The following is a 14,278-nucleotide window of genomic DNA, read 5'->3' as shown; positions in this document are numbered from 1 at the left end:
GCCCGGGTGGTCTCAACTGGTGCTCCTCGCGGTACCGGTACGGCTCCTTGCCGTACGGCTCCTCGCGGTACGGCTCCTTGCCGTACCGCCTCTGCGCGGCAGGTAGACGAGCGCCTCGGTCCCGGCGAAACGCAGCACGAACGTCGTCAGCAGCGCGAGCGTGGTGGCGGGCAGCACGGCCAGTCGGAACTGCCCGACGAGCAGGGCGATCAGCGGGATTCTCAGTACCAGGTCGGCGTTGGCGAGCAGCGCGAAGCGGCCCACCCGGTCCGCCCAGTGCCGGTGGTGGCGCCGGTCGCGGAACAGCAGCAGTTCGATGAGGGCGAAGTTCCACAGCACGCCGGCCTGGTTGGCGATGATCTCGGCGGGCAGGTAGTGCAGCCCGGCGGTCACCAGCGCGTGCAGCGCCAGCAGGTTGGGGACGAAGCCGGTGAGCCCGATGAGCCCGAAGGCGGCCATCCGCGCGAACGGGGAGGCGCTCCGCAGCCCGGCCAGGTGGCGCAGGAAGCGCAGCCCCTCCCTGGCCGTCGACTTCGACTCGCCGGCGAACCGGTCCTGGAAGGCGAACGGCACCTCCGCGGCCTCTCCCGGGCGGCAGCGTACGGCCAGCTCCAGCAGGATCTTGTAGCCGAGCGGCTTCAGCGCCTCCGCGGCCACCGCCGACCGGCGGATGGCGAAGAAGCCGCTCATGGGGTCGCTGATGCCGCGCAGGGCGCGGGGGAAGAGCCCCTTGGCGAGCCAGGTCGCCCCCCGGGAGACGGCCACCCGGTAGCCGCCCGCGAGCCCCGCGCGGCTTCCACCGGGCAGATAGCGGCTGGCGACGACGAGGTCGGCGGACTCCTTCTCGCCGGTGGCGACGAGTTCGGGGATCAGGGACGGCGGATGCTGGAGATCGGCGTCCATGACCACGATCCAGCCGGACCCGGCGGCCTTGATGCCCTCCACCACCGCGCCGCCGAGCCCGCCGTCGGGCACGTCCCGGTGGATGACGGTGACGGGGAACGGGCAGTCCTGCGCGGCCTCGGCGATCACGGCCGGGGTGTCGTCGAAGGAGTCGTCGACGAACACCACCTCGCAGGGGAGGCGCGCCGGCACCGAGTCGGTGAGCCGGTGCAGCAGTTCGCGGATGTTCGCGGACTCGTTGAAGGTGGGGATCACGACGGTGACGGCCGCCGGTTCGGCGAGGCCCGCGGTCTCGCCGAGCGTGTCCTCCAGCGCTCCGGGGCTGTACCCCAGCCCGTCCGCCGAGGGTGTGTGATGGCTCGTCATGTGTGGTCGGCTCCCCCGATTTCGCGGATCTCGATGCGGTCCTCGCCCGCCCCGAACACGGCGACCGGCGCGGAGTTCTCCAGCGCGTCCCGCACGGTGGGCAGGTCGCGGGCGTCGCGGCGGACCGTCGGTGAGGCGACCACGTAGTGGAGGTCCCGCCAGCCGCGCGGCATGGTCTTCGCCACCGCCGGGTCCAGGTCGGCCTTGTAGAACCAGATGGCCCCGAGCCCCGGCCGGTACCCGGCGTGCACCAGGTCGAGCCAGAGGGCGTCGTCGACGAGCACCCGGGTGCGGGAGGGCTCGGGCACCTCGGTGCTCAGCCACGCCGCGGCGGCCCGGTACGGGACGTTGGCGTCGGCCGTCATCGCGGTGCGGTCGCCGTCGTACCAGCGGGGTCCGACGTACCCGGCCGCGGCGAGCGCGAGCGCGACGGCCGCGGCCCGCCTGGCGAGGACGAGCGGCCGCGCCTCGCCGGGGCGCCGCCACCTGCGCAGCACCGCGTGCCCGGCGCTCGCGGCGACGCCGGCCAGCACCAGCGCCAGGAACGGCAGCGCCTGGATGACGTACATCGCCGGGAGGTAGCCCGACGGGCGCAGGGCCACGACCGCCAGGACGGCCACCGCGAGCGCGGGCCCGGCGAGCGCCCGCGCGGTCACCGACCAGCGCGGTGTCAGCAGCAGCAGAGCGGCGGCGGCGAGACCTCCGACCGGCAGCACCCGGTCGTAGTAGAGCCAGGACCGCAGCACACCGTTCGAGCCGGTCCCCTCGCCGAGGACGAACCCGGAGCCGGGCCGGCTCATCTGGTACGCGACGCCCTCCCACAGCGACACATGCCCCTCGCCGGGCAGCAGTTCGCCCTTGAGGAGCGCGAACAGCGGGTACGAGAAGCCGATCAGCGCGCAGGCGGCGACGGCGCCGGTGACCGCGAACTTGCGGGTGTCCCGGTGGCTGAAGCGCCACATCGTCACCAGCAGTGCGGGCAGGACGACCAGCATGGTCTCCTTGGTGAGCACCGCGGTGGCGGCGGCGATCCCGGCCCCGAAGTGGTGCCAGAGGTGGCGCCTGGGCGAGGCCGCGAGGCAGAAGGCCAGCAGGATCCACATCACGGCGAGGTTGTCGAGGAAGATCTCCCGCTGCAGGACCACGGACAGCGGTGACAGCCCGAAGAGGGCCATGGCCAGCCCGGCGGCCCAGCGGGGCAGCCACAGCCGGCGCGCCAGGACGTAGAGGAGCACCGCGCTCGCCGCGCTGACCAGCAGCATCGCCGCGCGCATCGTGGCGACCGTCATCGCGTCGGGCGCGATGAGGGAGGGGATCCAGGTCAGCCCGGCGAGCTGGATCCAGCCGAGCGGGGGATGGTCGTACCAGTAGGTGTAGTGGGCGAGGCCCTGGCCCTGCTGGACGGCCCAGGCCTGGGCGAGATAGGTGCCCTCGTCGTCGCTGAGGGTGGGGAAGTGCCCGATGTTCCAGCCCTGCACGACCAGGATGGCGGTCAGCAGCGCGCCGCAGAGCAGCAGATCGGGCCGGGAGGACCGGAAGCGGACGGCGGGCCGGACGGCCGGCCCGTTTCGGGGGTCGGCGGAGCGGGCGGCCGCCGGCACCGGCGCCGCCGTGAGGGTGGAGGTCACGCGGGGACGTCCTCTCGGGTGAGGTGCGCGCCGACATGGCTGGTCAGCTCCCACTCGTTGCGGCCGCGCTGCTCGCGCCAGACGGCCCGGACGGCCGCGCCCGCGAGGAGCACCTGGTAGAGGGGGCCGCCGGCGATGAGCTTGAGATAGTGCGGAAAGCGGACCCGCAGCCCGTACTGGGTTCCGAAGTCGTGCAGACCGACGATCTCGAAGACGAAGGTCATCACGGCCGTGACCAGCGGAAGGAAGCTGAGGAAGGCGACACCGACGGGCACGTCGAGCAGCAGCGCGGCGGCGGCGTTGACGGGGATGACCACGCCGGTGAAGGCCTGCATGAACGGGGTCATCAGCGTGTAGCGGGCGAGCATCCGCTGCCCGAGCGTGGGCAGTTGCCGCCAGTCCCGCTTCCGGTACACCTGAAGGAAGCCCTGGTTCCAGCGGGTGCGCTGCTTCAGCAGCGACATCAGCGTGCCGGGGGTCTCCTCGCGGGTGACCATGTCGGCGTCGTAGGCGACGACGACCCTGCGGCCCCGGCTCGACAGGCGCACCCCGAGATCGCAGTCCTCGGCCAGGCAGTCCTGGTCCCAGCCGCCGGCCTCGCGCAGCACGTCGGTGCGGACGAAGACGGTGTTGCCGCCGAGCGGGATGAAGCCCTTGGCGGCGTGCAGGTGGAGACGCGAGCGGAACCAGAAGAAGTACTCCAGGCAGTTGCGCAGCGCGTACCAGGAGGAGTGGAAGTTGATCAGCTGGACGCCGCCCTGGACGACGTCGGCGCCGGTGGCGGTGAAGGCGTGGTCGACATGGGCCAGGAGTTCCGGGTGGACCTGGTCCTCGGCGTCGAAGACGCCGACGACGTCCCCGCGGCAGTGCGGGAGGGCCGTGTTGAGCGCCTTCGGCTTGTTCTTGGTCTCATGGGTGTCGACGACGACCCGCACCCGGCCGGGGTCGCGGGACGCGGCCCGGGCGGCGACGTCCGCGGTCTCCGGGTCGTCGTGCCCGACGATGACGATGATCTCGAAGTCCCGGTGGCCGGACTCCAGCAGCCTGTCGATCGTGTGCTCGAGCACCAGCTGTTCATGCCGGGCGGGAAGCAGCAGGGAGAACGACAGCCGCTCCCCGCCCGCCGGGCTCTCGAAGCGGGTCGACGCGAGCGTCTCCGGCGTGCGCCAGGCGTGCATCTGCCACCAGAGCGTGAACGCCGCCATCCAGAAGAGCGCCAAGGAGATGGCGCCGATGAGCAAGGACATGAGCAATGTGCCCCCCAACGACAGGGGCGACCGCCGCGGCGGGCCCCCTCGCCCACCGCGCTGCTCCCCCCTGGAACCCCCCTGCGCGGGCAGGCGGAACCGCCGTACGGATCCGCCGCACGCACAGCTGCCGTGTCAGCGCTGAAGAGAATAGGAGGATTGTGTGACCGACGTACGCCTCTTTCGATGAATGGCGCGTTTCGGGCAGGTCGCCGAAAACCGCCCGACGGCGGTCACGCCCCGGGAGTCAACTCCTCACGCAGCGCGTCCACTTCGGTGACGGGGGCGGCGCAGACGAAGTGCCGGCAGACATAGGCCGCCGGCTTCCCGTCGACGAGCGGGCGGTCCGCCAGCAGCGGGAACTCGCCGCTGTCCGGTCCCCCGGCGGCGACCACCGCGCCCGGCGCGGCCCCCAGCAGCGCGGCCCGGTGCAGCTTCCGCATCCCGGCCTCCCCGGGCGTCCCGACGACCGCCACCTCCCGCGGCCCGTCGAGCAGCGCCTCGGCGACGGCGAGCCCCCAGCCCATGAACCGTGGGGCACGCGGGCCGAGGGCCCGCACCACGCCAAGCGCCCGCTCCGCCGCGGTGCGGTGCGCCCGGGATCCGGTGTGCGCGGCATACGAGAGCAGCGCCCCCGCGGCGGCCGTCCAGCCGGCGGGGGCCGCGTTGTCCGTGGGGTCCTGCGGCCGCCGGATCAGGCGCTCGGCGTCCTGGGCCGTGTCGTACAACTGCCCCTCGGAACCGGTGAACCGCTCCAGGACGCCATCCAACAGAAGACCGGCGAAATCCAGCCACGCGCCCTCGCCGGTGACGGAGGCCAGGGCGAGGAAGCCCTCGGCGGCGTCGGCGTAGTCCTCCAGCACTCCGGCGTTGGCACCGGCGCGGCCGTCCCTGGAGGTACGGGCCAGCCGGGCGGCGTCGTCCATGTGGAGCCGGACGAGCAGGTCGGCCGCCTCGGTGGCCCGCTCGACCAGGTCCGGCCGGTCGAAGTACCCGCCCACCTCGGCCAGGGCGGCGATCGCCAGACCGTTCCACGCGGCGACGATCTTGTCGTCGCGGCCCGGGCGCGGGCGCTCCTCCCGCGCGGCCAGCAGGCGCCCGCGCACCGACGCGACCCTCCCGGCGTCCCCGGCGTCCCCCGCGTCCCCGGCATCCCTCGCATCCCCGGCGTCCCCCGCGTCCCCGGCATCCCCCGTGTCCCGGGCATCCCTCGCGTCCCCGGCGTCCCCGGCGTCCCCCGCGTCCTCCGCGTCCCCCGGCAGCCGGAGCACGGAGGAGCCGTGCTCGAACGTGCCCTCCTCGGTCACACCGAAGTACCGCATGGCGAACTCGGCGTCCTCCTCGCCCAGCACCTCCCTCAGCCCGCCCGGCGTCCAGACGTAGTACGCGCCCTCGGCGTGCTTCCCGGAACCGTCGGGCAGCGCGCTGTCGGCGTCGAGCGCGGAGGCGAAGCCGCCCTCCGGGGTCCTCAGCTCCCGCACCATGAAGTCGGCGGTCTCCAGGGCGACCCGGCGGGCCGGGGCGCTGCCGGTGAGCCGCCACAGATGGGCGTACACCCGGCAGAGCAGGGCGTTGTCGTAGAGCATCTTCTCGAAGTGGGGCACCAGGGGCGCACCGGGCGCCGGCGTGAGTACGTAGCGGTGGAACCCCCCGCCCACCTGGTCGTACAGGCTCGAACGGGCCATCGCGCCGCACAGCCCCTCCGCCATCTCCAGCGCCGCCACGGAGCCGGCCCGCGCATGGTGGCGCAACAGGAACTCGATCACCATCGACGGCGGGAACCTGGTGTCCCCCCTGAACCAGCCGGTCGCGGGGTCGATGTCCCGGGTCAGCCGGAGGAGCGCCATGGCCTGGGTCTCGTCGGTGGGCAACCCGGCGTCCCCGGTCCTCAGCTCGCGCCCGGCAAGGTCCCTGGTGATCTTCGCGGCGACTTCGCCCACTTCGTCGCGCCGGCTCGTCCACGCGCCGTGGACGCCTTCGAGTACCTGCCGGAAGGACGGCGTCCCGGGGCGGGGCTCCGGCGGGAAGTAGGTCCCGAAGTAGAACGGCTCCCCGTCCGGCGTCATGAACACGGTCATGGGCCAGCCGCCCTGCCCGGTGGCGGCCTGCACGGCCTCCATGTAGACCGCGTCCACGTCGGGCCGCTCCTCGCGGTCCACCTTGACGGACACGAAGTGCTCGTTCATGTACGCGGCGGTGCCGTCGTCCTCGAAGGACTCGTGCGCCATGACGTGGCACCAGTGGCACGCCGAGTAGCCGACCGACAGCAGCACGGGTACGTCGCGCCGCCTCGCCTCGTCGAACGCCTCCGGCTGCCAGGGCCACCAGTCCACCGGGTTGTCGGCATGCTGAAGCAGATACGGCGAGGTCACACCAGCCAACCGGTTCATACGGCCCAGGCTCTCATGCCGACACGGCCCTGCCGGTTCAGCCCGCAAGCCCCCGCCCCACTCGGCCGTTTTCGCACTCATACGCCCTCACGTGGTGAAGGCGGATCGCCCCTTTTCCATCCAGGTCGCCCTGCGGACACTGGAAGTTCCGCCCTGACCCGAAGCCGGTGCCCGACTGGAAGCGGGCAGTACGCTGAGTCGAGCAGCATCGCATCCTCGAAGGAGGTACTCCATGACCGCCGAGATGGTGGCGCCCGCGTGGATGCACTCGCAGATCAGCGCGGAGCAGTACGACTCCTGGTCCGAGGAGCAGTGCGCCGGCATCGAGATCGTGGACGGGATGGTCGTTGTGAGCCCGAGCGCCTCCAAGCGGCACAACCGGCTGGCGCGGATCCTGGCCAACGCCCTGGACGCAGCCGCAGGCCCGGACTGGAACGCCGACACGTACTTCGACGTCCGCCTGCAGGACGTGCCGCTCACCAACCGCCGTCCGGACGTCATCGTGTACCGGTCGGATACCGTCGACCTCACGCCCACCCGCCCCGAGCACGTGCTCCTGGTCGTCGAGGTCGTCTCCCCGGGGTCAGAGACCACCGACCGGATCGTGAAGGTTGACCAGTACGCCAAGGCCGGCATCGCCTTCTACTGGCGGGTCGAGCAGGCAGCCACCGGTGTCCCGATCGTGTACACCTACGTCCTCGACCCGGCCAACAGGGCCTACCGGGACGGCGAGGTGTTCACCGGCACCGTGAAGGCCACCGCGCCGTTCCCTGTCACGGTCGACCTCGGGACCCTGTGAGCGACGAGGAATCGCCCGCGCCCTCGGCGGCTCCGACGTCCTGTGGGCGAAGACATGTCCGCAACCGGGGGCCTCTGGGCATCGACCCGCGGCTCGGCCCGGAGCCGTCGTAGGCGGTCCGAAGAGAGGATGCAGAGCTTCAAACCAGGTGCCGACCTGCATGTTCTCGCCGGGAACGAGCCGCGTGGGGAGCCGCCCCCGCTTCATGCCCGTCACGGGACTGCTGCAGGGTGATCCGGAGATCGCGGCGGTCCGGGGTCGGCACTCCCCGCACGGCACACGGTGCCGCCCGGCGGGCGCCGGCGACGGTGTCCGGGCCGCGACACGGCGAAGCGGGGAGAGACCCGCGTCCCTCCCCGCTCCCGCCGGGCCGGGTGTCGGCGGCCCGGCGCGACGGCGGGCTCGGCTGCCGTCCGGCGGCCGCGGCGGCTTCCGGGTGGCGGTCGGCGGGAAGCAGCGCAGCGGGACTTCGCCGGAACCACCCGGAGCCGCCACTCAACTGAGGCTTCTTCTGCTCGTGGCGTCCTCCTCCTCGCAGTCGGGACAAGGGACTTGGATGTCTGCCAGGGGGCCCTCCCTTCGTGGCCGCCGAGTCCGTCATCGAGCGGCTGCCCGGGCCCCGTCAGGACAAACGCCCGCCAATAGGGTGATATCCCTTGAAGGGTGAGTTCCGGAGTACACGGCGGGACCACCCCGGAAGGGGCTTGATCGGCGGACTCCCTCGCGCGGGCGCGCGTCCCGCAGGACACTGGCACCGGAAAGGGACGCGGAAGCTGTCGGAGGGGGACCACATGCGGGACGGCCACCGGGCGGAAGCCGAGCGGCTGTTGGTACGGGCCGTCGAGGAGGAGGCGCGCCGCTCGGGCGGCAGAACGGATCCGGCGGCCATGCTCGCACGCGGCCGCGAGGCACTGGACGCGATGGCGGCGAGCGCCGGCGAGGAGTACACGGCGTACCTCGGCGCGCTGGAGGAGGCGGAGGCCGGGCGCTCGTCCCTGACCGAGCGGTTCAGCCGGCAGGCGGTGTCGACCCCCCTGCTGGTCACCGCGGTCGCGGCGGCCGCCGCCGTCGGCGCCGACATGGCCCTGGGCACGGCGACGGGCACGGCGCTCGGCGCCGGGGCCGTGGTCGCGGTGGCGGGAGCGGCGGCGACCGTCGCCAGGGTGACGGCCGCCCACTGGCCGGCGGCCCATCGCAGGGCCGGTGCGCTCGGACAGCCGGGTGGCCCCGAGCAGTTGAGGCTGCAGTGGCTGACGGCACTCGAGGTCCGGGGTGTCCGCCCCTTCCTGGACCAGCAGCGGATTCTGGCGGCCGCCACCGCCCGCCCGCCGAGGAAGGCGGCGGGCCCGCCGCTGCGCGCGGTGGACCGCAGCCAGGCCGCGCGCAGGCGCAGTGTGCTGGAGCAGTCGTTCACCCATCTTCCGCGGCCCGGGGGGCCGTTCGCCGGGCGCCGGGAGGCGATGGCGCAGATCGCGCAGTGGGTGCACGCCGCGCGGGCGTCGACGGAGACCAGGCCGACGGTCGTGGTGCTGCACGGCGAGCCCGGGTCCGGCCGCACGACCCTCGCGCTGCGGGCGGCCCACGAGCTGAGGGACCAGTTCCGGGGCGCGTGCCTGGTGGACCTGCGCGGCGGGTCCGACGAGCAGCCGCTCTCGACGCGGGAAGCGCTGCTGCATCTGCTGAACCGGCTCGGCGCGCCCCGGGAGCAGCTGCTGTTCCGGGAGCGGTCGTCGCCCGAGCAGCAGCTGCGCCGCCTCGGCGAGCTGTACCACCGGTATCTGACCGGGCTGCCCGTCACCGTCGTACTGGACGACGCGAGCGACCCCCGGCAGGTGCGGGCCCTCGTTCCGGAACGCTCGGACAGCCTGGTGCTGGTCACGGCCCGCGAGCCGCTGGAGCTCCCGGCGGACGTCCCCGCGTGGGTGTACCGGCTGCCGGTGAAGGCCCTGGACGCGGCGGGCGCCGGGGAACTGCTCGCGGCGTCCGCCGGGGAGCCCCCCGCGGGCCCGCACGACTCCCGGGCGATGGACGCGATCCGCGACCTGTCCGGCGGGCTGCCGCTGGCACTGCGGATCGCGGGCTCTTCCCTGGGCGCCCGCACCCCGCAGTCACTGGCCGCCGGACTCGCCTCCCACGGCCCGGTGAGCCCGGTGGAGCGGGCGCTCTGGCTGCGCTACACGGATCTGCCGGACCAGGGCCGCCGGCTGCTGCGCAGGCTCGCCCTCGCGGGCCGGGCTTCCCTGGGTGCCGCCGCCGCGTCGGCGCTGCTGGGCACGGACGAGTCCGAGGCGCAGCGGCAGCTGTCGGAGCTGGCCCGCGCCGGGTTGCTGGACCGTGTGCGCGGCGGTTCCGCCGCTCCGCCGGGAGCCCCGCCGCGTCCGCGGGCCGCGGGGGAAGGAGGCGGGGAGCGCTACCGGCTGCACGACGCCGTGCGCGCCTTCGCCCAGGCGCGGCTGCTGGACGAGGAGGAGCAGGCCGAGCGCACGGCCGCCCAGGAGCGGTTGATCATCGGGTACGCGGAGCTCGCCGACACGGTGATCCGGCTGGTCGACGGGAAGACCTCGACCCGTGCCGACATGTTCGCCCGGACCTCCGCCGGCCACGGCTTCACCTCGCTGGACGCGGCGCTGCGCTGGCTGGACGACGAGTCGAGCTTCATCACGGCGGCACTCCGGCACGCCGAGGGCGTGGACCAGCGGGCCGTACTGAACCTCCTCGGCGCCCTGTGCGACTACTGCCTGCTGCGCGGCGACCTCTACCGGCTCGGGGAGATCAGCGAACTGACGCAGGCCGTCGACCAGGGCCTGCTGGTCCGCTCTGTGCAGTGGCGCACCGGTATCGCCGCCCGGCAGCTCGGCGAGCTGGACAAGGCGCGCACCACCCTGACCTCCGTGGTGGACCTGTACCGCGAGGCACAGCACGACGCGGGTGCGGCCCGGGCCCTGTGCTCCCTCGGCATCACCCTGCACCACCAGGGCAATCTGACCGAGGCGTCGGCGAGGCTGCGCGAGGCGATCGAGCTGCAGTCGTCCGGGGAACTGGCCGCCGACCGGGCGTGGACCCTGCACGCGCTGGCGGCGGTGGAGCGGGACCGGGCGAACATCGCCGAGGCCCTGGCGCTGCTCACCACCGCCGTACGGCTGCACAGGGAGAGCGAGTCGCTGCACGGCGAGGCCTGGTCCCACTTCCAGTTCGGGCAGGTGCATCTGCGCCTGGGCAGGGTGCCCGAGGCGGAGTCCTCCCTGCGGCTGGCGCTCGACCTGTACGGGCGCACCCAGGACGAGCGGGGGGAGGCGTGGGCGCTGACCCAGCTGGCCCGGGCCAGGCTGGTGGCCGGCGACCCGTCGCCGGCGGTCGAGCAGCTGAACGGGGCCCTCGCCCGGCACCGCGAGAACGAGGACGCGCGCGGTGAGGCGTGGACCCTGTACTACCTGGGGCAGGCGCTGGAGGAGGGGGGCGAACGCGACCGGGCGGTGCGCGAGTTGGAACGCGCCCGGACGATGTTCTCCCGGATGCGGGATGTGTACGGGCTGGCCTGCGCCCGCCACCACTCCGGGCGCGCCACCCGCGACCAGCGCGCCGCGCAGACCGGCAACCTGCGCAACTCCGGGTTCGCCCGCCAGCTCCTGGTCGACGCCCGCTCGGACTTCCAGCGCATCGGCGTGGCCCACGGGGAGGCGTGGACCTGCCTGGAGCTGGCCGTGGTCGACGCCGGCAACGGCCGCTCCGCGCAGGCGCTGGCGCTCTGCGACGAGGCCGCGGCGCTGTTCGCCTCGTACGGCGACCGCCGGGGCGCGGACTGGGCCGCCTTCCTGCGCTGCACACTGCTGCCGTACGCGTCGGCGGGCGGGGTGGAGGTGGGCACCGCGGTCGCACAGGAGGAGCTGGCGGCTCTGCGGGCCGGGTCCCACCCGGCCCGCGACGCCCGCCTGGAGGGCTGCGTGGAGGCGTTCGGCCTGGTCCTGGAGCGCGGAGTGCGTCTTGAGGACGGCTGGCAGGCGTGGCCGCTGGGCATGGTGCCCGGCCGGCACGCCAGGGAGGTGATGGGCGTACCCGTGGACTGAATCCCGTCCGGGCCGGCCCGGGCGCACCCCGGCGCCCATCGGCGCTCATCGGCGCCAACCGGCGCCAACCGGCATCGTCCACGCCGTCCGCGCCGCCGGCTGCCCCTGCCCCTGCCCCTGCCCCTGATCTGCCCCGGCCCCGGCCCCGGCTTCGGGGCACCGGGGCCGCTTGCGGAACCGTTTCCGGGGACGGGTTCTACTCGCCCTTCGCCGGCTCGGCACCGGCCGACGGGGACGCGGTGCCCGCGGGCGCCTTCGGCGCCGGGGCCTGCTCGAAGTTCACCCGGTTCATATGGCGGTTCATCGACTTCATCAGCAGCCAGACGCCGGCCGCCATCACCGCGAAGACGATGAATCCGAGGACGCCGGGCGTCACCTTGTTCTCGTCGAGCTCCTTGGCGAGAGGGACGAGGTGCGTCATCGCCAGGCCTGTGCTGCTCATCGGTCGCTCCTTGGGTGGATGTACCGACCATACCCGGGCGTACGAGCCGTCCTCCCCCGGCCCACCCGGGGCCGGGGGAGGGAGGGCCGGGAGGGGGAGGGGCGGCAGCGGGGGGAGGGCCGGTTCAGGCGCTCTCGCGGACTCCGGCGAACAGGTCGTCCTCGGGCAGGGAGGTGTCGACGAGGGACTTGACCAGCTCGTACTCCTCGGTCGGCCATACCTCCCGCTGGATCTCCATCGGGACGCGGAACCAGCCGCCGTCCGGATCGATCTGGGTGGCGTGGGCGATCAGCGCCCGGTCACGGGTCTCGAAGAAGTCGCCGCACGGCACGTACGTGGTGAGGGTCCGCTCGGCACGCTGGAACTCCTTCCAGCGCTCCAGCCACTCGCCGTACGGGGACTCCAGACCGCGTGCCAGCAGCGCCTCGTGGAGGGCGACGGTGCGCGGACGGTTGAAGCCCTGGTTGTAGTAGAGCTTCCGGGTCTGCCAGGCCTGGCCGTACGCGGACTCCGGGTACTTCTCGGTGTCCGCCGCGCCCTCGAAGGCCACCATCGTGATCTTGTGGGTCATGATGTGGTCGGGGTGCGGGTAACCGCCGTTCTCGTCGTACGTGGTGACGACGTGCGGGCGGAAGGAGCGGATCCTCCGCACCAGTTCGCCCGCCGCCTTGTCGACGTCCTCCAGCGCGAAGCAGCCCTCGGGAAGCGGGGGCAGCGGGTCGCCCTCCGGCAGGCCGGAGTCGACGAAGCCGAGCCACTCCTGCCGCACGCCCAGGATCTCGCGGGCCTCGTCCATCTCCTTGCGGCGTACCTCGTGAATGTTCTCCCGGATGTACCGGTCACCCTGGAGCCTGGGGTTGAGGACAGAGCCGCGCTCTCCTCCCGTGCAGGTCACGACCAGCACGTCCACCCCCTCGGACACGTACTTGGCCATCGTGGCCGCGCCCTTGCTCGACTCGTCGTCGGGGTGGGCGTGGACGGCCATCAGTCGCAGCTGCTCAGTCAAGACTCGATCCTCGGTGATGTGTCGCATCGGACGGCTTCTATAGTGACGGAAACCGGGGGGCGAAAATTCCGGAGTCTTTCGGAAAGGTGAGGACGATCATGGGCGCGGTGCGCGAGGGGCTCCCCGAGGGCCGTTACGGGCGCTCGGCGGACGAGCGCGCCGACCGCAGGCTCAGGATCATCGGCGCGGTGCTCGGCGCCGGCTTCGTCGCCATGATCGCCTGGTTCGGCTACGACCACGTCAGCGGCCAGCGGATCAGCGCCGAGATCATCAAGTTCGACATCAGCGGTCAGGACCGCGTACAGGTGCACCTCGAGGTCCGGAAGGACGGCGACGCCCAGGGCTACTGCACCCTGCGCTCACGCGCCGAGGACGGCTCCGAGGTCGGTCGGCGCGACGTCCGCTTCGACATGCCCGAGACGCGGGTGGACCAGGTGGTCACGGTGCGCACGACGGCCAGGGCGACGAGTGCCGAACTCCTGGGCTGCACGGCGGACCCCGGGCCGAACGGCTGACGCCTCCCGGCCCCGCCGGTGCCTACCCGCGCCGACCGGCACCGACCGGCACCGGCCTGCCCCGCACCGGCCCGAACGGCACCGATCCACACCGAGCCGCACCGATCCTCACCGAGCCTCACCGAGCCGCACCGGCCCGCTTCGCCCGAACCGCACCGAACCGCCCCGCCCTGCCCTGGCCTGCCCTGACCTGCGCTCACGCAATTCGGGGGCTTTCGGTCCTCCCCCTCTCCGCCGCCAATTGTTAGGCTCGTGGTTTCGCCCACTCCTGGAGGTACATCCTTCTGGGTAGGGCGATGCTTTGTATCCCAGTACCTACGAGGAGCACCTGTGACCCAGACCAGCGAGAACGTCACCTGGCTCACCCAGGAGGCGTACAACCAGCTCAAGGCCGAGCTGGAGCACCTGTCTGGTCCCGCGCGCGTCGAGATCGCGAAGAAGATCGAGGCGGCCCGTGAGGAGGGCGACCTGCGGGAGAACGGCGGGTACCACGCGGCCAAGGAGGAGCAGGGCAAGCAGGAGCTCCGGGTGCGCCAGCTGACCCAGCTCCTGGAGAAGGCCAAGGTCGGCGAGGCCCCGGCGGACAACGGCACGGTGGCCCCCGGCATGGTGGTGACCGTCGCCTTCGGCGGTGACGAGAGCGACACCGAGACCTTCCTGCTCGCTTCCCGCGAGTACGCGTCGGGCGACATCTCGACGTACTCGCCGCAGTCCCCGCTCGGCGCGGGCGTGAACGGCAAGAAGGTCGGCCAGGACGCCGAGTACGAGCTCCCGAACGGCAGGACGGCCATGGTGAGGGTCCTCGAGGCCAAGCCCTACCGGGGCTGACACACCGCACCCCGGCCCCGTGCGCCGGAAGGCCCCGGCAGCGATCGACGCTGCCGGGGCCTTCCGGCGTCCGCGGGGCGGCACGGCACG

At 73.0% G+C, this 14,278-nt stretch carries 10 protein-coding genes; 4 read left to right on the top strand and 6 right to left on the bottom strand.

Annotated features, from left to right (window positions below; translation table 11 throughout):
* Positions 1–12 precede the first annotated feature (12 nt).
* From DDQ41_RS22025 to DDQ41_RS22010, 4 genes are all read right to left on the bottom strand, one after another.
* A complete protein-coding gene (locus tag DDQ41_RS22025) occupies positions 13–1,269 on the bottom strand; it encodes a glycosyltransferase (protein ID WP_109296033.1) in 1,257 nt (418 codons plus the stop codon).
* Positions 1,266–2,897 (bottom strand): phospholipid carrier-dependent glycosyltransferase, encoded by a 1,632-nt coding sequence (locus DDQ41_RS22020; RefSeq protein WP_109296032.1) that lies wholly within the window; start codon positions 2,895–2,897, stop codon positions 1,266–1,268. The genes DDQ41_RS22025 and DDQ41_RS22020 overlap by 4 nt, the downstream gene beginning before the upstream one ends.
* Positions 2,894–4,144, bottom strand: a complete 1,251-nt coding sequence (locus tag DDQ41_RS22015; protein ID WP_373995443.1) for a glycosyltransferase — start codon at positions 4,142–4,144, stop codon at positions 2,894–2,896. Before DDQ41_RS22015 ends, DDQ41_RS22020 begins: the two co-directional genes overlap by 4 nt.
* 233 nt (positions 4,145–4,377) lie before the next feature.
* On the bottom strand, positions 4,378–6,534 hold the full coding sequence (locus DDQ41_RS22010; protein WP_109296030.1) for a thioredoxin domain-containing protein: 2,157 nt from the start codon (positions 6,532–6,534) through the stop codon (positions 4,378–4,380).
* Positions 6,535–6,766: 232 nt separating this feature from the next.
* On the opposite strand from DDQ41_RS22010, the gene DDQ41_RS22005 reads away from it, so the two are divergent.
* Both DDQ41_RS22005 and DDQ41_RS22000 read left to right on the top strand, forming a co-directional pair.
* Positions 6,767–7,333, top strand: a complete 567-nt coding sequence (locus DDQ41_RS22005; RefSeq protein ID WP_109296029.1) for a Uma2 family endonuclease — start codon at positions 6,767–6,769, stop codon at positions 7,331–7,333.
* Between the two features lie 791 nt (positions 7,334–8,124).
* Positions 8,125–11,397 carry a tetratricopeptide repeat protein gene (locus DDQ41_RS22000; protein WP_109296028.1) on the top strand — a complete coding sequence of 1,091 codons (3,273 nt, stop codon included), beginning with the start codon at positions 8,125–8,127 and terminating at the stop codon, positions 11,395–11,397.
* Between the two features lie 196 nt (positions 11,398–11,593).
* Here the strand turns inward: DDQ41_RS22000 and DDQ41_RS21995 are convergent, their stop codons facing one another.
* Together DDQ41_RS21995 and mca are read right to left on the bottom strand one after the other, a co-directional pair.
* Entirely contained in the window at positions 11,594–11,839 is a 246-nt protein-coding gene (locus DDQ41_RS21995; RefSeq protein WP_109296027.1) for a hypothetical protein, read from the bottom strand.
* 124 nt (positions 11,840–11,963) lie between these two features.
* Positions 11,964–12,845, bottom strand: coding sequence for a mycothiol conjugate amidase Mca (gene mca, locus DDQ41_RS21990; protein WP_109296026.1), 882 nt, complete (start codon positions 12,843–12,845; stop codon positions 11,964–11,966).
* A 98-nt stretch (positions 12,846–12,943) separates the two neighbouring features.
* Here mca and DDQ41_RS21985 point away from each other — a divergent pair, with 98 nt between their 5' ends.
* Both DDQ41_RS21985 and greA read left to right on the top strand, forming a co-directional pair.
* On the top strand, positions 12,944–13,360 hold the full coding sequence (locus tag DDQ41_RS21985) for a DUF4307 domain-containing protein (RefSeq protein WP_109296025.1): 417 nt from the start codon (positions 12,944–12,946) through the stop codon (positions 13,358–13,360).
* 330 nt (positions 13,361–13,690) lie between these two features.
* On the top strand, positions 13,691–14,188 hold the full coding sequence (greA, locus tag DDQ41_RS21980; protein WP_109296024.1) for a transcription elongation factor GreA: 498 nt from the start codon (positions 13,691–13,693) through the stop codon (positions 14,186–14,188).
* Positions 14,189–14,278 lie beyond the last annotated feature (90 nt).

Origin of the sequence: Streptomyces spongiicola, assembly GCF_003122365.1 — a bacterium.
In the GTDB taxonomy this organism is placed as follows: Bacteria; Actinomycetota; Actinomycetes; order Streptomycetales; family Streptomycetaceae; genus Streptomyces; species Streptomyces spongiicola.
Note: the sequence above shows the minus strand (reverse complement) of the source record. Positions and strands in the feature narration are given on the sequence as shown.